18 protein-coding genes are annotated in these 16830 nt (G+C 64.5%); 11 read left to right on the forward strand and 7 right to left on the reverse strand.

Features of this window, described 5'->3' with window-relative positions:
* Window positions 1-17: 17 nt before the first annotated feature.
* From ectB to Q8M13_RS17975, 5 genes are all read left to right on the forward strand, one after another.
* Entirely contained in the window at window positions 18-1331 is a 1314-nt protein-coding gene (gene ectB, locus Q8M13_RS17955; protein ID WP_305301500.1) for a diaminobutyrate--2-oxoglutarate transaminase, read from the forward strand.
* A 12-nt stretch (window positions 1332-1343) separates the two neighbouring features.
* On the forward strand, window positions 1344-1736 hold the full coding sequence (locus Q8M13_RS17960; protein ID WP_305301502.1) for an ectoine synthase: 393 nt from the start codon (window positions 1344-1346) through the stop codon (window positions 1734-1736).
* 11 nt (window positions 1737-1747) lie between these two features.
* Window positions 1748-2695, forward strand: coding sequence for an ectoine hydroxylase (gene thpD / locus Q8M13_RS17965; protein WP_305301504.1), 948 nt, complete (start codon window positions 1748-1750; stop codon window positions 2693-2695).
* 112 nt (window positions 2696-2807) lie between these two features.
* Window positions 2808-4037, forward strand: coding sequence for an MFS transporter (locus Q8M13_RS17970; RefSeq protein ID WP_305301506.1), 1230 nt, complete (start codon window positions 2808-2810; stop codon window positions 4035-4037).
* A 49-nt stretch (window positions 4038-4086) separates the two neighbouring features.
* Window positions 4087-5526: an MFS transporter gene (locus tag Q8M13_RS17975; RefSeq protein ID WP_305301508.1), complete on the forward strand. Its 1440-nt coding sequence runs from the start codon at window positions 4087-4089 to the stop codon at window positions 5524-5526.
* Window positions 5527-6167: 641 nt separating this feature from the next.
* Here the strand turns inward: Q8M13_RS17975 and Q8M13_RS17980 are convergent.
* The 3 genes from Q8M13_RS17980 to Q8M13_RS17990 are packed head-to-tail and all read right to left on the reverse strand — an operon-like array spanning window position 6168 to window position 7601.
* Complete coding sequence (locus tag Q8M13_RS17980) at window positions 6168-6413, reverse strand: hypothetical protein (RefSeq protein ID WP_305301509.1); 246 nt, start codon at window positions 6411-6413, stop codon at window positions 6168-6170.
* Window position 6414: 1 nt separating this feature from the next.
* Entirely contained in the window at window positions 6415-7041 is a 627-nt protein-coding gene (locus Q8M13_RS17985) for an OmpA family protein (protein WP_305301510.1), read from the reverse strand.
* A 5-nt stretch (window positions 7042-7046) separates the two neighbouring features.
* Window positions 7047-7601, reverse strand: coding sequence for a hypothetical protein (locus Q8M13_RS17990; protein ID WP_305301511.1), 555 nt, complete (start codon window positions 7599-7601; stop codon window positions 7047-7049).
* A gap of 532 nt (window positions 7602-8133) precedes the next feature.
* Here Q8M13_RS17990 and Q8M13_RS17995 point away from each other — a divergent pair.
* Window positions 8134-9012: a hypothetical protein gene (locus Q8M13_RS17995; RefSeq protein ID WP_305301512.1), complete on the forward strand. Its 879-nt coding sequence runs from the start codon at window positions 8134-8136 to the stop codon at window positions 9010-9012.
* Between the two features lie 229 nt (window positions 9013-9241).
* Here the strand turns inward: Q8M13_RS17995 and Q8M13_RS18000 are convergent, their stop codons facing one another.
* Window positions 9242-10219: a methyltransferase gene (locus Q8M13_RS18000; RefSeq protein WP_305301513.1), complete on the reverse strand. Its 978-nt coding sequence runs from the start codon at window positions 10217-10219 to the stop codon at window positions 9242-9244.
* 427 nt (window positions 10220-10646) lie between these two features.
* Here Q8M13_RS18000 and Q8M13_RS18005 point away from each other — a divergent pair, with 427 nt between their 5' ends.
* Window positions 10647-11402, forward strand: a complete 756-nt coding sequence (locus Q8M13_RS18005) for a DUF72 domain-containing protein (protein ID WP_305301514.1) — start codon at window positions 10647-10649, stop codon at window positions 11400-11402.
* 425 nt (window positions 11403-11827) lie between these two features.
* On the opposite strand, the gene Q8M13_RS18010 is transcribed toward Q8M13_RS18005, so the two are convergent.
* Window positions 11828-12427, reverse strand: coding sequence for a TetR/AcrR family transcriptional regulator (locus Q8M13_RS18010; protein WP_305301515.1), 600 nt, complete (start codon window positions 12425-12427; stop codon window positions 11828-11830).
* Window positions 12428-12500: 73 nt separating this feature from the next.
* Between Q8M13_RS18010 and Q8M13_RS18015 the strand changes: the two genes are divergently transcribed.
* Window positions 12501-13835, forward strand: a complete 1335-nt coding sequence (locus Q8M13_RS18015) for a sodium:proton antiporter (RefSeq protein WP_305301516.1) — start codon at window positions 12501-12503, stop codon at window positions 13833-13835.
* 206 nt (window positions 13836-14041) lie between these two features.
* A complete protein-coding gene (locus tag Q8M13_RS18020) occupies window positions 14042-14494 on the forward strand; it encodes a VOC family protein (RefSeq protein WP_305301517.1) in 453 nt (150 codons plus the stop codon).
* A gap of 24 nt (window positions 14495-14518) precedes the next feature.
* Here Q8M13_RS18020 and Q8M13_RS18025 read toward each other — a convergent pair whose 3' ends face one another.
* A complete protein-coding gene (locus Q8M13_RS18025; RefSeq protein WP_305301518.1) occupies window positions 14519-15148 on the reverse strand; it encodes a sensor histidine kinase in 630 nt (209 codons plus the stop codon).
* A 304-nt stretch (window positions 15149-15452) separates the two neighbouring features.
* On the opposite strand from Q8M13_RS18025, the gene Q8M13_RS18030 reads away from it, so the two are divergent.
* Both Q8M13_RS18030 and Q8M13_RS18035 read left to right on the forward strand, forming a co-directional pair.
* Complete coding sequence (locus tag Q8M13_RS18030) at window positions 15453-15716, forward strand: DksA/TraR family C4-type zinc finger protein (RefSeq protein ID WP_305301519.1); 264 nt, start codon at window positions 15453-15455, stop codon at window positions 15714-15716.
* Window positions 15717-15735: 19 nt separating this feature from the next.
* Complete coding sequence (locus tag Q8M13_RS18035) at window positions 15736-16323, forward strand: alpha-ketoglutarate-dependent dioxygenase AlkB (RefSeq protein ID WP_305301520.1); 588 nt, start codon at window positions 15736-15738, stop codon at window positions 16321-16323.
* 121 nt (window positions 16324-16444) lie between these two features.
* Here Q8M13_RS18035 and Q8M13_RS18040 read toward each other — a convergent pair whose 3' ends face one another.
* The gene (locus tag Q8M13_RS18040; RefSeq protein ID WP_305301521.1) at window positions 16445-16597 is read right to left on the reverse strand and encodes a hypothetical protein; all 153 of its coding nucleotides are present in this window, start codon (window positions 16595-16597) and stop codon (window positions 16445-16447) included.
* Window positions 16598-16830 lie beyond the last annotated feature (233 nt).

The following is a 16830-nucleotide window of genomic DNA, read 5'->3' on the forward strand; positions in this document are numbered from 1 at the left end:
TCTTTCCTGGAGGCCTCATGTACGACGCCGACGTCTCGGCACGCACGCCGCGCCCCTTCGCCACCTTCGACCGGCTCGAGTCGAAGGTTAGATCCTATTCCCGCACCTTCCCGGCCGTATTCAACCGGGCGAGCGGATCGTGGCTCTATGACGATGCAGGCAGCGCCTATCTCGACTTCCTCAGCGGCTGCGCCTCCCTGAACTACGGGCACAACCATCCCGCCCTGAAGGCCCGGCTCATCGAATATATGGCCGCCGACGGCGTCGCCCACAGCCTGGACATGCACAGCGTGGCCAAGGCCGAGTTCCTCGAGGCGTTCGAGGCCCGAATTCTCAGGCCCCGCGGGCTCAATTATCGCGTCCAGTTCACTGGCCCGACTGGCGCCAACGCAGTCGAAGCTGCGCTGAAGCTCGCGCGCAAGATCACAGGGCGGACGAACGTCATCGCCTTCACCAACGGTTTCCATGGCGTGACGCTCGGAGCATTGGCCGCCACGGGAAACGCCCACCATCGCGGCGGCGGCGGGCTGCCGGCCTTGGGCGTCACCCACGCCGCCTTCGACGGCTATTTCAGCGATGACGCCGACACAGCCGCGCAACTCGATCAGATGCTGTCCGACCCATCCAGCGGGGTTGACCGCCCCGCCGCCATCATTGTGGAGACCGTGCAGGGCGAAGGAGGTCTAAACGTGGCCTCAGGCGCCTGGCTGCGGGCGATCGAGCGCATAGCGCGCCGCCACGAGGCCCTACTAATCATCGACGACATCCAGGCCGGTTGCGGCCGGACCGGCACCTTCTTCAGTTTCGAAGGCGCAGGCATCAAGCCGGACATCATCACCATGGCCAAGTCCCTGTCTGGCCTTGGCTTGCCTATGGCTCTGACCTTGATGAAGCCGGAACATGACGTGTGGAAGCCCGGTGAGCACAACGGCACCTTTCGCGGCAACTGCCATGCCTTCATCACCGCCGCCGCGGCGCTCGACACCTTCTGGGCCGATGACAGTTTCGCCGCCGAGGTTCGGCGCAAAGGCGAACATCTCGGAGAGCGGCTCTCGCAAATAGCCTCGCGCAATCGGCTGATTGCAAGCGGGGTTAGAGGGCGAGGAATGATGCGCGGACTGGAGGTGGGCGGCGCGGACGTCTCGTCGAGAATTGTGCAGGCTGCATTCGCCCAGGGCCTGGTGATCGAGACCAGCGGGGCGCGAGATCAGGTGGTCAAGGTACTGGCCCCGCTCACCATTTCAGACGCCGATCTTGATCACGGCCTCGACATTCTGGCCGCCGCCGTCGCCGTCGCATCGACGCACGCCGCAGCCCAACCCCGCGCCTAAACGGAGAACCAGATGATTGTCCGCGACTTAAACGAAGCCATCACCACACGCCGCCGCGTCGTCACCAAAGGTTGGGAGAGCACACGGCTGCTGCTGAAGGACGACGCCATGGGCTTCTCCTTCCACATCACCACGATCTACGCCGGCGCTGAATTGCCGATGCATTACCAGAACCATCTGGAGTCGGTTTTTTGCATCAGCGGTCAGGGATCGATCGAGGATCTCGCCACAGGCCAGGTTCACCCGATTAGACCCGGCGTGATGTATGCCTTGGACAAACACGATCGGCACGTTCTTAGGGGCGAGACCGAAATGGTCATGGCCTGCACCTTCAACCCGCCGCTCAACGGCCTGGAGGTGCATGACGCAACGGGCGCCTATCCGCTCGAAGCCGAAGCCGTTTGAACGGCCAGACCATGCAACCAGACGCCTATCCGTCAAGAGTCCTGACTGAGCCAGCGTGGCTACAGCGCGCCGACCCTGTCGCCCATGCGCCCTGGCGCTCGGATGCTCCCCTAACCCGCGAGCAACACGAAGGGTTCGAGCGTCACGGCTACCTCGTGCTCGAGGGCCTCTTCGCCCCCGACGAGGTCCAGGCCCTGCAGATCGAACTCTATCGTCTGCAGAATCTGCCGGTCGAGCTGGACCTGGACACGGTGATCGCTGAGCCAGAGTCGGGCGCGGTCCGCTCGATCTTCGCAATCCACGAACAGAGCCCGCTGTTCGCCCGCCTGACCTGTGACGCGCGCCTGGTCGCGACGGCGCAGCATCTCCTGGGCGATGACGTCTATGTGCATCAGTCGCGGCTGAACTACAAAACCGGCTTCGACGGCAAGGAATTCTACTGGCACTCCGACTTCGAGACTTGGCACGTCGAGGATGGCATGCCGCGCATGCGCGCACTGTCGATGTCGATCCAACTGGCCGACAACCATGCGGTCAACGGCCCGTTGATGCTGATGCCTGGATCTCAGAACACCTATGTGGCCTGCGTCGGGGAGACGCCGGACGATCACTACAGGCAATCGCTGCGTCGCCAGGAGTATGGGGTGCCAGACCGCGCCAGCCTCACCCTGCTGGCTGAACGCGGTGGCATCACCGCGCCGACTGGACCGGCGGGCTCGGTTATCATCTTCGATTGCAACACGATGCACGGGTCAAACGGCAACATCACGCCCTATCCGAGGGCGAACGCCTTCATCGTGTTCAACGCCATGGCCAACCAGCTTGTCAGGCCCTACGGCGGAAAACCTCCACGCCCTGATTTCATCGCCCGTCGCGCAGCCTCGGCCCTGCGCCCGCAAACGGGCTCGCTTTCTCAAAGAGCCGGCGTGAGCGTCGATCTGGCGTCTCCGATCTCGTGATCGCCAAGGCGGCTTTCGACACCATGAGACGGCGCGCCGCCCGAGGGTCTCGAGCCTTCCGTGTGGACAGGCCGCCGTCACTTTCGAGGCCTGGGCGGGTGGGCGGCGGCGGATGCTGAGCGCCATTGCTCCGGTCCGGAGCCTGCTGCTTTCCATCTTCGTGATGATGGCGGGCGCAGGCTTCATGTCCACCCTTGTTGGCGTGCGCCTAACGGCTACGGGTCACCCCCCTGTGGTCGTGGGCGCGGTCGCCACCGCATATTTCGCCGGCCTCGCCGTCGGAGCCTTGAAGGCCGGCCTGGTGATCTCGTCGGTAGGCCACATTCGAGCCTTTGCGGCGTTCGTCTCCCTGCTTTCGGCCACGACCCTGGCCTACGCCCTGGCGCAACACTCCATCTTTTGGGCCGCGCTGCGGTTCGCCGACGGGCTGTGCGTAGCTGGCGTTTATGTCTGCCTGGAGAGTTGGCTCAACGCACGGGCTGAGCCTCGACGGCGGGGCTCGGTGCTCGCCGCCTACATGATCGCGCTCTACGCAGGGCAGGCCCTGGGTCAGTTCCTGCTCAACATAGGCGACGCCAAGCCTTCGCTGCCGTTCGCGGTCGCCTCGATCCTGATCTCCCTGGCCGTCATTCCGGTCGCTCTGACACGCGGCGTTAGCCCCGCCTTTGGCGAGGCGCCGATGCTGTCCATCCCCCACCTCTTCGCCATCTCGCCGCTCGGAGTCGCCGGCGCGGCCACGACCGGCGTGATGATGGGCGGCTTCTATGGATTGGGCGCCGTCTATGCGCGGCAGATGGGCCTCGATGTGGCCGCCACCGCGACATTCATGAGCGCGGTCATTTTCGGCGGCGTCGCCCTACAGTGGCCAGTGGGCTGGCTGTCCGACAAGTTTGATCGGCGCAGGGTGATCACCATCAGTTTCGCCGGAGTCGCTGTCGTCGGCGCCGGCATCGCCCTCTGCGGCGACGCGAAGCTCCCGCTGCTTGGGCTCGGCGGACTGTTCGGCGGCCTTTGTTTTGCGCTCTATCCGCTGTGCGTCGCCCACACCAACGATCACCTCGGCGCCGACCAGCGCGTGGCCGCTAGCGGCGGCCTCGTGATGATCTATTCGCTCGGAGCCGCCATCGGCCCGGTCGCCGGAGGGCTGGCGATGTCAATGATGGGCGCGCCAGGGCTCTTCCTGTTCTTCACCGCATGCGCCCTGGCCAGCTTGGCGTTCGCGATGTGGCGCCATTGGAGCAGTCAGCCGGTGCCGCAGGAACTGCAGCAGGGCTTCCAGAGCCTGCCCCGCACGACACCGATGTCGGCCGCCCTGGATGCGCACAGCGAGGGCCGCGAATGACCAAAACAGATCAGACGCCCCGCAAGGGGGCATGGCTCAGGAGGGGGCGATGACGTCAAGCGAGGCACGGGACCCATCGAAGGCGACCTTGCGACGCGCAGTGGCCGCGTCCGCGATCGGTAACGCCACCGAGTGGTTTGACTATGGGATCTACGCCTACGGCGTGACCTACATCGCCGCGGCGCTCTTTCCTGGAGAGGCGGCGGAAGCCACACTATTTGCGCTCGCCACCTTCGCAATTTCGTTTCTGATCCGGCCGCTAGGCGGACTTTTCTGGGGGCCGCTGGGCGACCGCTTTGGACGCAAGTCGGTGCTTGCCCTCACCATCATCATGATGGCGGTCGCCACGGTTTGCGTCGGCCTCATCCCGACCTATGAGCAGATCGGCTTCTGGGCGCCGCTCACCTTGGTCGTTCTGAGAATGATCCAGGGCTTTTCGACGGGCGGCGAATATGGCGGGGCGGCCACCTTCATGGCGGAGTACGCCCCGGACGCCAGGCGCGGTTTCTTCGGCAGCTTCCTGGAATTTGGAACCTTGGCGGGCTTTTCGCTGGGCGCGCTGTTGATGCTGACCTTCTCGGTGCTGCTGAGCCAGGAGGCGATGCACGATTGGGGCTGGCGCCTTCCCTTCCTCGTGGCCGGACCGCTCGGCCTCATCGGCGTCTACTTACGTTCAAAGATGGAAGACACGCCCATCTTCCGCGAACGGCAATCCAATCAGGCGGACGCGCGCCCGGCGGCCGGCGGGCTAAAACGCCTGTTCGCGCGCCATTGGCGTCCGCTCCTGATCATGAGCGGATTGGTCATCGCCCTCAACGTCGTCAACTATACTTTGCTGAGCTACATGCCGACCTATCTGGAACGCAGGCTCGGCCTCACCACTCAGCAGTCACTGATCGTGCCGATCATCGGCATGCTGTTCATGATGGCGTTGCTGCCCTTCGCCGGCGCGTTGTCCGATCGCTTTGGGCGCAAGCCGCTGTGGTGGGTGTCGCTGGTGGGTCTTTGCCTGTTTGTGATCCCGCTCTATCACCTGATGGCGACCGGTCTGCTCGGCGCCATCGTAGGTTTTGCGGCCCTCGGCCTCCTCTACGCCCCGCAACTGGCGACAATCTCGGCGACCTTTCCTGCGATGTTCCCAACCAGCGTCCGCTTCGCCGGCTTTGCGATCGCCTACAATGTGGCGACCTCGATATTCGGCGGCACGGCTCCGGCGATGAACTCGTGGCTGATACGCTTGACCGGGGACGCCATGTTTCCCGCCTACTACATGATCGCCGCCTGCATCATCGGGATGATTGCGCTTTGCTTCATGAAGGAGACTGCTGGTCAGTCGCTGCGTGACGACGACGCAGATAGGTCAAATGAGGAGGGCCGCCGAGGCAGGACAACGCCTATGACGGCCTCCGAAACCCTGAGTTCGACCTCTAGCGCCGACACCGTTCCGACCACACTACGCGGCGCGCCACCGCAATTGCGCCCGTGGTGATAGCGCTTGTCGGACCTGGCGCGCGCCACGGACGATTGCGACCTGCGCGATGGCCTGCTCGCCGCCGTAAGCCGGCGCGGTGGCGCGATCGGCCGGGCACTGCTGATCGACCCGCTCTTGCTCTATCGCACGTCCCGACGGCGCAAGCCGCGCCGCGGCGTCGTTCAGCGGTACTGCCGACGTTGATCCTGCCTTGTCGCCCGCATCGGTATTGGAAACCTCGCGCGGCGGCTGGAGGTGGCCTGCGAGGTGGCGCTCCTCATCTCCGCAGCCGCAGCGTCGGATCAGGTCGCACAGTTCTGGCGACCAGCTGACGGCCGCTCGCGGCCTCTGCTCCGACGATCAGAGTCTGCATCTGGGGTGTGCTGGAGAGGGCGCGCAATCAACCATGGTCTCTAATTCGTCGGACTACCTTGTCGCAGCAATGAGCAATCAACCCGTGGCTAGAAGTTTGAAAATCTCGGTGTTCTGGGACGAACCGATTCCCGGCAACCAATGACTTAGAGTCTCAACAATCCAAGAAGCTCACACCCGGCGCTCGATCCGAAGATCAAGCGTGGAGACCAACCGAAGCCAAGGCGTATATCGATAGGCGAACATCTCGACCGCTTGGGTGACGGACGGATCCAGAGCGTTGCGCGCTACTTATTCGCCACGACCCACGCGGCTAGGCCAACGAAAAGCACCAAGGCCAGCACGCGTGCGATCCACGGGGCGGTGACATAAAGACCAAGCACCGTGAAGCCGGACTTCACGGCTTCTGGGCGCGTCAGGGCCTCTTTGAATGAAGCACTGCTCTGCGCGGCGATTGGGTGGCCGCAACCTGGGCAAGTCGGCGCTGCTTCCGACACTTGGCGGGCGCAGGCGGGGCAAGGGATCAGAGCCATCTCAATCTCCAGCGTCCGGCGTGATACGGATTTCAACCCGCCGGTTTTTCTGGCGACCCTGGGGGTCGTCACGGCCATCGGCGCGCGCGTTGGGCGCGATAGGCTGTTTTTCGCCGAAGCCTTCGGCTACTAAGCTGCGACCTCCAGGCCCTGCCAGTCGATCAGCGACCGCCTTGGCCCGGCGCATCGAAAGCGCTTCATTATAGGCGTCATCGCCTTTGGCGTCGGTATGGCCGCTGACGGTGACCTTAGCGGTCGGATAGCTCTTCAGCACCTCGGCGGCTTTATCCAAAGCCGGCTCGGCGTCAGGCCGGATCACCGCCTTGTCGAAGTCGAACAACACGTCGGCCGGCAGGTCGACGACGATGGTCCCATCGCTTCTGCGGGCGTTCAGCTCGGTCAGGAGCGCGCGGGTGGTTTCTATCCGGGCAGGCGCAACCTCCGAAGCAACGAAGACGCTCGTAAGCGCGCTGTCGGTGACCGCCTTCTGGAAGGTTGAGCGCGGGGCGTCGCCAGCCCGATCAAAGGTAGAGGCCATGCCAATGGCGCTACCCTTCATCAATCGAACCCTGACCTCGGCGCTGACCACGCTGGGCGCCGCCGCCAGTATGGCGACAGACAGGGCCAACGCCCTCATCCGGCTGACTCGGCTTGAGCAGTCAGCGGCACGTCCAATCGCAGGAACGGACCGATGATGCTGTCGGAGCTCGAGCCCTCATTGAACACGACGGCGATACGCTGGGCGTCGCGTGGCACAGCGCCCATAAAGACCAATCGGCCGTTCATGGTGTCTCCGTTGACGACGTTCATATCCGGATTGCCCTCGGGAGCCTTGAGCATGAGCTTTTGGCCGTTAGGCAGCTGGATATAGGTCGGATTGGTGGCCATCTTGACGTTGTTGGTCGTCTTGCCGGCGAATGAGATGCTGACATCCAGCACGGTGGCGTCCTCCGCGAGATCGACGGACTTGACGCGCACTGTCGCGCCGACGTCCGTCACGCCTTGGACATCCACTGGCACCGTTCGTGTCTCGCGCGGTTGAGCGGTCACGGGGGTGTTGGCCGGGGCGGAGGCGGCGGCGGCGGCCTCAGGTGACCCCGGTGTGTCTTTCGATACATCCTGGCGCGAGCACGCTGCCAAAGATAGGGCCGAGACCCCCGCGACAACGATGAGGCGAAGGTCGGGCATGCAATACTCCGTCGGGTGACACAAGGGCGTCGCGCGTCACTAAATCTCGGCGGCGCTTGTTTTGAACTCCCTCATCCCTGAAACGCTCCAAACCGTTTGGTGCTAAGTTTGTCCACGGTTCACGCGCTGGGCGATTATGCGCCGGATGAATGCATCGTAGGACCGTTACCCACCCTGCTAAGTTGATAGCGGGGTCTGGTCCCGAAGCATGTCCGCTGCGCGGCGAAATATGGGTTCGTCGACGGCATCGTCTGCACTCTCCGACACCAACTGCCGCTCGCCTGCAGGACACCGCGCTCCACCACTAATCCTCCAAAAGGTCTACCTTGGCCTTGTCGCCGACACGGCGCAGAAGCAGTCGCCCCCCACTGTGAAGGTCTTCCGACAAGCGATTGAGCGAGCAGGCCGGATTGAACGCGGCGGGCGGGAGCGGTCCGCTGTGCTCCGGGTTCGTGTGCGGGCGCCGCGCCGCTCGCAACCTGCGCGGCGCCGTGGCGTTGACCCTTTCCCGCAACAGCCAAGGCTTGGATTTATGAGAGCATTCGCCGTCATCCTCACGATCGCGGCCGCTGGGGCGACCAGCGTCGCCGCGCAGCAGCCCACCCCGCAATCCTCACCTCAGCAGGAACGCGTCGACGCCATCCTGGGAGCGCTATTCGGCGACAGCCGCACGGGCGGCGGAACATCTCTCGAGACCCAATGGACGCTTGGCCGCTTCCCTCTGGCGCAGCAACGAAGCCAGTTCGAAGCGCGCGTCGATGCCGATGCGAGGACGGGCGCGCTGAGCCGATCCTCCGCCGATCAGGCCAAGAGCGACTATCGCGCCCTTGTCGACTTGGAGGCCCGCTACGGCGCCTATCGTCGGTTTACAACGCAAGAGCGCGCCGAGCTTACCGATCGCTACGACAGCCTCACCCGCGTGGTCGCCGAGGGCGGCTACAGCGGCGGGGTCTCTGGCGGGACTTCCGTGGCCGATGGCCGGCGGGACTTCGAGGCGCGGGTCGATGAGAGCGTGCGCGTGCGCCGCCTGACCCGTACGCAGGGCACCCAGCTGAAGACAGAATACGCCGCCGTTGTCCGCCTCGAAGCGGACTATATGCGCGACCGTGTGCTGAGCGCCCGAGAGCGGGACGACCTGGAGACCCGCCTCGACGCCCTCGACGCGCGCGTGGGGGACGTCGCCGCCCAGCCGTCGCGGCCCGTCGATCCCACTACGCGACTGCAGGCTATCACTCGCGCCTTGCCGTCGAGCGGCCTGACGAGGGCGGCCCAGACGCAGCTTCGCACTGAGCAGGAGGACCTCAGCCGCCTCGCGGCGGCCTATCGCCGGCTCAGCCCGACCGCCGAGGAGCAAAACTACCTCGACCGTCGGCTGACCGATCTCGAAACCCGCGCCCGCGTGCGCCGCTAGCCTGAAGGCGTGGCGCGCGGCCGTTGACGTCGCGCGCCACTGGCCGGGCTCAGCGCTTCAGCGCGACCTGCACGGAAGGCTGTCTCGGCCGAGCCTGACGCGGTTGCACGTCTAGCGGAGTGCTGGAATCAACGCCGCGTCGACGTTATCGAGATTGGCGCGCGCTGATCCCGCTCTGGGTCCGGAGCGCGTCACGCACGCTGACGAGCGCTTGCCAGATGACGCCTTGTCACGTGGTCCACCGCTCGATCCGAACGCCCACGGCGGCGATGCGCTCTACGTCGCGATAGGCCGGCGCGGACAGCTGACCTCCAAAGATGTCGGGGTCGAGTTCATGGTAATCGATGGCGAAGCGCTCAGCTGGCAACGCCGCGAAAAGCGCCGCGCGAAACAGATCTTCGCCTGCGACAATGGCGCTGCCGGTGTAGAGCAGCATCAGCCCTGAGGGGGCAAGCTTTCCCGCAGCGGCGAGCGTCCAGTCCAGTGAGACCTGGGCGCCGTGCAGATCTCCACCGTCGCGATAGGTGCGGCCGCCATCGCCGGCGATGAACGGCGGATTGGCCACCACGACATCGAGCGGTTCGTTGATGTTTGCGACACCGTCACCACGCACAAACCACGCCGCCACGTCAGCCGCTGCGGCGTTGGCGCGCGCCAGATCAAGGGCTGTGGGGTTGAGGTCCGCGAGGATGATCTGGCTTGGCGACATACAACGCGCCGCCACCACCCCTCCAACGCCAGAGCCGCACCCGATGTCGAGCAGAACGCCGCTGCGCGGCGCATCGCCAAGCTCATGGACCAAAAAGTTGGCGAACCGATAGCTGTCGGGTCCGAAGAACACTGCGTCCGGCGCGTTCGCTGGAAACGCGGAATGCAGGAAGATGTCTTGGCCCAGGCTTGCCGCTCGCAGGGTGCTGACCAGCAGCCCGTCACGCAGGCGAAGCGCTCCTGCGGCCGCCATGCAATCGACCAGTCCCGGCTCAAGCAGGGTGCGCGAGAACGGCAAGCTCCAGCCGAAAACGTCGCGAAGATCGCGCGCTGTCGTTTGGCCATCTCGTCGCAGTACGCGCCGGTGGGTCGCCACTGAAGGCGCCACGAACTGGTATCCCGCGCCCTTCAAACGCTCGAGGAGTTCGACACGCGCCCTCCCCGCCGTCGCTTTGGAAGGTTCATCAAGTTGCGCCTCGACCATCGTCAGCCCGGCCATGATGCGCGTCGATCCCGGTCAAGCCCAAGGGCGGGCGGGTTTGCAGCGTCACACTGCGCAGACGGAGCTGCACGATAGCCGCGCCGAACCTCCCCCGCTTGGCGGCGGACCTTTGTGTCTTGCGGTAACGTCTGCATTGAGGTTCTCCCGACATCGCAGTCGGCGAACGCGCCTCATATTGTCGGGTTTCAAAGTCGCATTCTCGACAATCACTAGGCGCCCGGTTCGCGCCGGACCCGTACCCACGCCAAAAAATGGATCCCAACCACAACAGAATTCCTCGCTCCACAAGCTTCCGGTCGTTGCAGCGTACTGAACGCTCGCCGCAGCTGGGAGTTGATGCTCGTGAGGGTTGGCGAGCCATGCACGCAACACGTCGGATCTGCATCATGAGGATGGCCAGCTTTGGCCGTCGAGGGTCTTCGATATGACGCCCCCTCCCCTGATCGCGACCGCCGGATGGAGCATCCCTCGCGAAGTGGCGGGGCGGTTTCCGTCCCAGGGCTCCGGCCTCCAGCGTTATGCCGCCCGCTTCGAAGCCGCGGAGGTCAACAGCACCTTCTACCGCAGTCATCGCTCCGCCACCTACGCCCGCTGGTATGCGGCGACCCCCACCAACTTCCGTTTCGCCGTAAAACTCCCCCGAGCGATCACCCACGACGCCCGATTGGCCGTCACACAGGAGCCCTTGGCCGCCTTCCGCGATGAGGTCGCGGGCTTGGGGGAGAAGCTTGGACCGCTGCTTGTCCAATTGCCCCCTAGCCTCGCCCTTGAGCTATCGGCAGCCGACCGATTTTTCTCGAACCTCCGCGAGATCTGGCCAGGGGCCATCGCTTTCGAACCCCGACATCCGACCTGGTTTGAGGCCGACGCCGAGGCGCTGTTGAGGGACTACGAAATTGGCCGCGTCGCCGCCGACCCGGCTCCTCATCCTGCGGCAGGCGCGCCAGGCGGCTGGAAGGGGCTCGCCTACTGGCGTCTCCACGGTTCCCCTCGCATGTATTATTCGGCGTATGGGGAAGCGGACATCACCGCATTGGCCTTTAAGCTGCGTCAGACAGTTTCGCGCCAGACTTGGTGCGTATTCGACAACACCGCCTCGGGCGCGGCCGCCGCCAACGCGCTGGATCTACGCAATCGCGTTTTGGCGGCCCCCGACAGTTCACTGATTCAAGGCGCCTGACCTGGGCGCCGCAAGCGGGGCTTTAGTTCCTTCTGCAACCGCCTGTCGTCCAGGTCAGCCCCCGCCCCTGACGTCCTGGACGGCGCCATAGGGGTCGCGGTGCGGCCAGTTCGGTCAGGCTGCGCGCCCTGAGGGCCGTAGGTGATCCCCAGCACCGGCCCCGACAGACGCGCGCTGTAGACGCGACCGCTTCGGTCGTGATCGACATCGAGCACCTTGTAGGCGGCGGAGGCCGATATGTGATCGGTCCAGGCATAGTGGGCGGTTACGAGGGCCGACCAGAGCCATGATGTCCACCTGCGCCTGTAGAGACAACGTCTCCCTCAGGCTGACGAAAGGGCGAGCGCCGACCAATGGGTCGCCAACGTCATGGCGCTACGATTGCTCCCAGAACGCGTTGAACCTTCAGTGGCCGCGGGCAGCGGTTAGCGGGGTTCGGCTCCCTTCAGGAAAAGCTCCAGGGCGTCATCAACCAGCTTGGCCTGCTGGGCTGGTTCGGGCGCCGGGTCGCGTCCGCTCAGCCCTTGGCGGCGCGCCTCGGCCAAGGTGAGGTCCACTAGCCGGATCGCCGCCCACTGCGGGTCAGCGATCGCCAGCGAGCCCGCGTCGCGCCCGGCCGCCAGGAGTTCGACCAAGCTCTGGAGGAAGGGCGCCAACGCCCGGTCGTGCAGCGCCGCCAGTTCCGGGAACTGCTGCCGCTCGCGGCTGATCAGTCGATCGCTAGCCAGGCCGTCCGGCGACAGCGCCAAGGCCGTCATAGTCAGAAGGGCGCGGCGCAATGTTGTTTGCAAGTCCTCGCCGGGCTCCGGCGTGGCGGCCAACGCCGTCAGGTTGTTACGCCGCATCCCGTCCTCGACCACCTGAGCGAACAGGTCAGCCTTGGAGTCCACGAATTTATAGATCGTGCTCTTGGAGATGCCGGCCGCCCTGGCGATACGGCCGAGATTGGCCGCGCCGTAGCCCTCCGTACGGAAGGCCTTCACCGCTTCGTCCAGCAGCCGTTCGCGCGGAGAGATATCGGTCACGCGGTGCAGATTAGTTCCCGGTGGGCCGGGCGCAACCGCCTAGCCGATAAGGGTATAATTTTTCGCAAATTGCTTGAGTACCGGTCGGTACTTCTATAACGATATATTTCTGGGTCGGCGCTCGGATAGCCGCGACCACAACTGGCTGCCCCTGGCGCTAAGGCGACTGCCTCTGTCCCTGCCGATTATTTGCATCGCCCTGGGCGCAGGGATCTTCAGCCTGCCGCAGATCGGCTTGCGCCCACAACCGTTGAGCTACCCCCAGATCACCGAGCGGTTCACCGAATTCGTGGTGATCATCGCGCTGATGGGCGCCGGTCTGAAGATCGATCGCGTGTTCCATCTGCGGCGCTGGGCTGTCACCTGGCGGCTGCTGGCGATCACAATGCCGCTCAGCATCTTGGCCATCACGCTGCTGGGCGCCTGGGCCGGCCTGCCATGGATCGCGGCCCTGTTGCTTGGCGCCGCCCTGGCGCCCACCGACCCTGTGCTGGCTTCCGATGTCCAAGTCGGGCCGCCCAAGACTGGGGCGGAGGACGAGGTGCGGTTCGGCCTGACCTCCGAGGCGGGCCTGAATGATGGTCTGGCCTTCCCCTTCGTCCACCTGGCCATCGCGCTCTCGGTCTCCAGTGTCAGCGATGAGCCGTGGTTGGCCAAATGGCTCACGCAGAATGTCGCGTGGGAAATCGGGGCTGGGATCTTCGGCGGCTGGCTGATCGGACGGCTCTTCGGTTGGCTCACCTTCCGCATCCCGTCGGAAAGCAAGCTAGCCAGCACCGGCGATGGCCTGATCGCTATCGCCGCCACTTTCGTCTCCTATGGGGTGACGGAAATCTTTCACTGCTACGGCTTCCTCGCGGTGTTCGTCACCGCCCTCACCCTTCGCCACGCCCATCGGCAACACGACTTCCATCGCGACATGCACGACGTCACCGAGCAGGTGGAGCGCCTGGCCATGATGCTCCTGCTGCTGCTGTTCGGCGGGGCCCTGGTCACCGGCCTGCTGGGCCCCCTTACCCTTATCGACGTCGGCTTGGCCCTGATAGTCCTGCTAGTGGTGCGCCCGGTGGCGGGCATGCTCGGCCTGATCGGCCTCAAGGCAGATCGCAGCGAGAAGATGACCCTGGCGTTCTTCGGCATCCGCGGCGTCGGCTCGATCTACTACGTCGCCTATGCGCTCAATCACGCGTCCTTTCCCGAAGCGGAGCGACTTTGGGCGATAGTGGGCCTGATCATCCTGCTTTCAATCATCGTTCACGGCCTGACCGTCACGCCGATCATGCGCGGCCTCGATCGACGCCAAGGCCGCGATCCCGACGCCCCGGCGCGGATTGACGACACCCCACGAACGGAAGAGGGAGAAGCCGATGGTCGGGCCATCTCGGCTGATCGACTGATCGCGACGTGACAATGATCGCGCGCCTGGCCAGGCCTGCCTGGGTCGTCGGACGACCGGTCGGCACGACTTGGCCGCTCCCCGACTTGCGACCCGGTCCCCCACTTCCTCCGCCGCGCGGAACACGTCGGTGGCGGAAGCGGTCCGTAGCGCCGATGATCGGGTCGGGGCGCCCGTCGCCCGGGCCGGCGGCGACTTCACCAGGAGCGACCAGCAGCATGACGAAGAGCAACCTCCTACGGATGGACAACATCGGAATCGTGGTGGCGTCTCTTGACGACGCCATCGGGTTCTTCACCGCGCTTGGTCTGACGCTAGAGGGGCGAGGCACGATTGAAGGGCCTTGGGCTGGACGTGTCACCGGACTTGAGGATCAGCACGTCGAGATAGCCATGATGGTCACGCCCGATGGCCACAGCCGGGTTGAGCTCTCCCGGTTTATCAAGCCCTCCGTCGTCGCCGATCATCGCAACGCCCCGGTTAACGCGCTCGGCTACTTACGGGCCATGTTCACGGTGGGCGACCTCGACCAGACCCTCGCTGAACTTCACAAGCAAGGCGCTCAACTCGTTGGCGATGTGGTGCAGTACGAAAACAGCTACCGTCTCTGCTACGTTCGCGGACCCGAGGGACTTCTCATCGGACTGGCGCAACCCCTCGGTGGGGGCTAATGGCGGTCGGGGGCCGCGATCAGTTCAGGTATTTTGGATCGGCCGGTTGTCGAGCCTGAAAGTGATCTCAGCGTTCAGTCCGTCTTCCCGGATTTCGACGCGTGACGTACCGCCGAGGGACCGCGCCAGTCTCTCGATCAATAGGGATCCGCTGCCGATCCTCGCGCTCGCTTTCAAAGGCGTGCTCACCTGTTCGCGCCAGTGCAGAACGCCGCCGATCGGACCGGATCTGCATTCGACCAACAAGCGGCCGCTAGGTTTGGCGAGCGCCCCATATTTCGCGGCGTTCGTCGCCAGTTCGTGAAAGATCAAGCTCAGGCTGAGGGCCGTGTCCGGCGAGACGTCGAGTTGATCGCAGACCAGCGTGACCTGCCCTTTGTCGTCGAGGTAGGGCTGCAATTCCGTTTCAAGTGCGACCTGAACGCTCACGGCTTGGACCTGCCCGCGCAGCAGCAAGGAATTTGTCCGCGCCATGGCCTCGATACGTTGGCTGAACGCGGCCTGAAACTCTTCCACCGTGTCGACGGTCCTGGCCGTCAATCGCGAAAGAGCAAGGACAATAGCCAAGGTGTTCTGGAGCCGGTGATGCAACTCGCCGACAAGGATGGTGTTTTGTGTCGAGCTTGCGTCAGGAGATCTGGCCTGCTCGGTCAAAAGATCACCGCTCGTCTGGCCGACACATAAAAACGCAGAAATTGACGTTCATAGGCGCCGTCACTCAACTTGCTGATCCTTACGACACGGTCGCTCGATGCCCAATTGGCCAAAGTCGGCCATCCCTAACATGAGACCGGGCGCGAGCTAAGCTTTGCCATAGTTCGCCGCGCGCAGGACGCCGCCGAAGCCGCAAAGTCTCTCCAGCGCCTTGAACGATCCGTAATCGACAAAATTGTACGCCGAAGCTTGGATCTGAGTGGGATCGCCCATCTAGGCTGCTGACAATCATCTTGGAGGCGATATGGCCGGCGGCTGGACACGAGACGGCGCGGTGCTCGATCAGATCACCGATACGATTACGGACGGCGTCTTGACCGCACGGGCTCGACTGCCGACCGGCGACGGCGCCGCATGCTGCGTGGAATGCGGTGATGATATTCCGCAGGCGCGCCGACTCGCGCTCCCGGGCGCGCGAACCTGCGTGCACTGTCAGGCCGGCCGGGACAGCCGGATCGTCGTTCAGGGGATCAATCGCCGAGGCAGCAAAGACAGCCAGCTGCGCTAAACGTCGAGCCGCGCCCAACATGCCTCAACAGCCCCTGCTCTTCGACTTGCCACCGCTCACGCCTCCATCCTGGCCGGACGGATTTCGTTTCGAACCGCAGCTTATTTCTCCGGCGGAAGAGCAGGCGCTCATCGAGTGGGTGGCCGAACTTCCCTTTCAGCCGTTTGAGTTTCACGGCTTTGTCGGAAACCGCCGCGTCGTGTCCTTTGGCTGGCGCTACGACTTCGCGCGGCGCGTCCTCGAACCCGCCGAACCGATGCCTGAATTCTTGCTGCCGCTGCGCCGACAGGTGGCGGCCTTCACCGGGCACGACCCCGAGACGTTTCAGCAGGCGCTGGTCCTGGAATACGCGCCTGGAGCGGTTATTGGCTGGCACCGGGACCGACCCCATTTCGAGGACGTCGCCGGAGTGTCACTGGGCGCACCCTGCCCGTTGCGGTTGCGACTGCGGACACCAGATGGCTGGCGGCGAGCCAAGCTGACGCTCACGCCGCGCTCGGCCTATCTGCTTTCGGGGACAGTACGCAACGACTGGGAGCACTCGATCCCGCCTCTGGAGGCGCGGCGCTATTCAGTGACGTTCCGCACATTCCGCTCGCCGGACTAGCGCTCGGAGCCCACCGGTATGGACGGCTCGCAAGATTGCAAACGCCCGCTTGGTCACCGCCCCTATCGCCCAGTAGACGATCCTAGCGGCGGTTGAGATACCAAAAGCGCCGATTGCGGACCTAGCTCTCACGTCGGTCGATGAGGTTGTCGTTATCGTTGTCGTGTCGAGGACCCCAGGAGCATTCAGCGACCAGCCGCTCCCCTTCCCAGACGTTGACCAGGGCCAAGCCGACATCATCGAGATAGCGTCGAACATACTGAAGGGCGGCCATGTCGTCGGGCAGCTCTTGTCTTAACGCGGGCCTCAACGCGCCGTCACGGCCGATGGGTTGGAAAGTATAGCACCCCATGGCGGACGAGCTTGGCGTCGCAGGCGCTTGCTGTCTAGCGACGGAGGCGAGCGTGAGCGGGGCAACCTGCGCGTGGTCTGGTTATTGTCGAGCCATCCGGGGAGGAGCTCCACCATGAAAATCGCGAAGGCGCCTCCGCCCTAGGTCAGAGCGCT

The sequence above is a fragment of the Phenylobacterium sp. genome (genome assembly GCF_030681155.1).
In the GTDB taxonomy this organism is placed as follows: domain Bacteria; phylum Pseudomonadota; class Alphaproteobacteria; order Caulobacterales; family Caulobacteraceae; genus Phenylobacterium.

Bases quoted from the DNA above. Each gene is read 5' to 3' on its own strand.
- Q8M13_RS18000 (WP_305301513.1), bottom strand. From the start codon at position 10,219: ATGGCCGGGCTGACGATGGTCGAGGCGCAACTTGATGAACCTTCCAAA.
- Q8M13_RS17995 (WP_305301512.1), top strand. From the start codon at position 8,134: ATGAGAGCATTCGCCGTCATCCTCACGATCGCGGCCGCTGGGGCGACC.
- Q8M13_RS17980 (WP_305301509.1), bottom strand. From the start codon at position 6,413: ATGGCTCTGATCCCTTGCCCCGCCTGCGCCCGCCAAGTGTCGGAAGCA.
- thpD (WP_305301504.1), top strand. From the start codon at position 1,748: ATGCAACCAGACGCCTATCCGTCAAGAGTCCTGACTGAGCCAGCGTGG.
- Q8M13_RS17975 (WP_305301508.1), top strand. From the start codon at position 4,087: ATGACGTCAAGCGAGGCACGGGACCCATCGAAGGCGACCTTGCGACGC.
- Q8M13_RS18005 (WP_305301514.1), top strand. From the start codon at position 10,647: ATGACGCCCCCTCCCCTGATCGCGACCGCCGGATGGAGCATCCCTCGC.
- Q8M13_RS18035 (WP_305301520.1), top strand. From the start codon at position 15,736: ATGCCTCAACAGCCCCTGCTCTTCGACTTGCCACCGCTCACGCCTCCA.
- Q8M13_RS18040 (WP_305301521.1), bottom strand. From the start codon at position 16,597: ATGGCCGCCCTTCAGTATGTTCGACGCTATCTCGATGATGTCGGCTTG.
- ectB (WP_305301500.1), top strand. From the start codon at position 18: ATGTACGACGCCGACGTCTCGGCACGCACGCCGCGCCCCTTCGCCACC.
- Q8M13_RS18030 (WP_305301519.1), top strand. From the start codon at position 15,453: ATGGCCGGCGGCTGGACACGAGACGGCGCGGTGCTCGATCAGATCACC.
- Q8M13_RS17970 (WP_305301506.1), top strand. From the start codon at position 2,808: ATGCTGAGCGCCATTGCTCCGGTCCGGAGCCTGCTGCTTTCCATCTTC.
- Q8M13_RS17990 (WP_305301511.1), bottom strand. From the start codon at position 7,601: ATGCCCGACCTTCGCCTCATCGTTGTCGCGGGGGTCTCGGCCCTATCT.
- Q8M13_RS18020 (WP_305301517.1), top strand. From the start codon at position 14,042: ATGACGAAGAGCAACCTCCTACGGATGGACAACATCGGAATCGTGGTG.
- Q8M13_RS17960 (WP_305301502.1), top strand. From the start codon at position 1,344: ATGATTGTCCGCGACTTAAACGAAGCCATCACCACACGCCGCCGCGTC.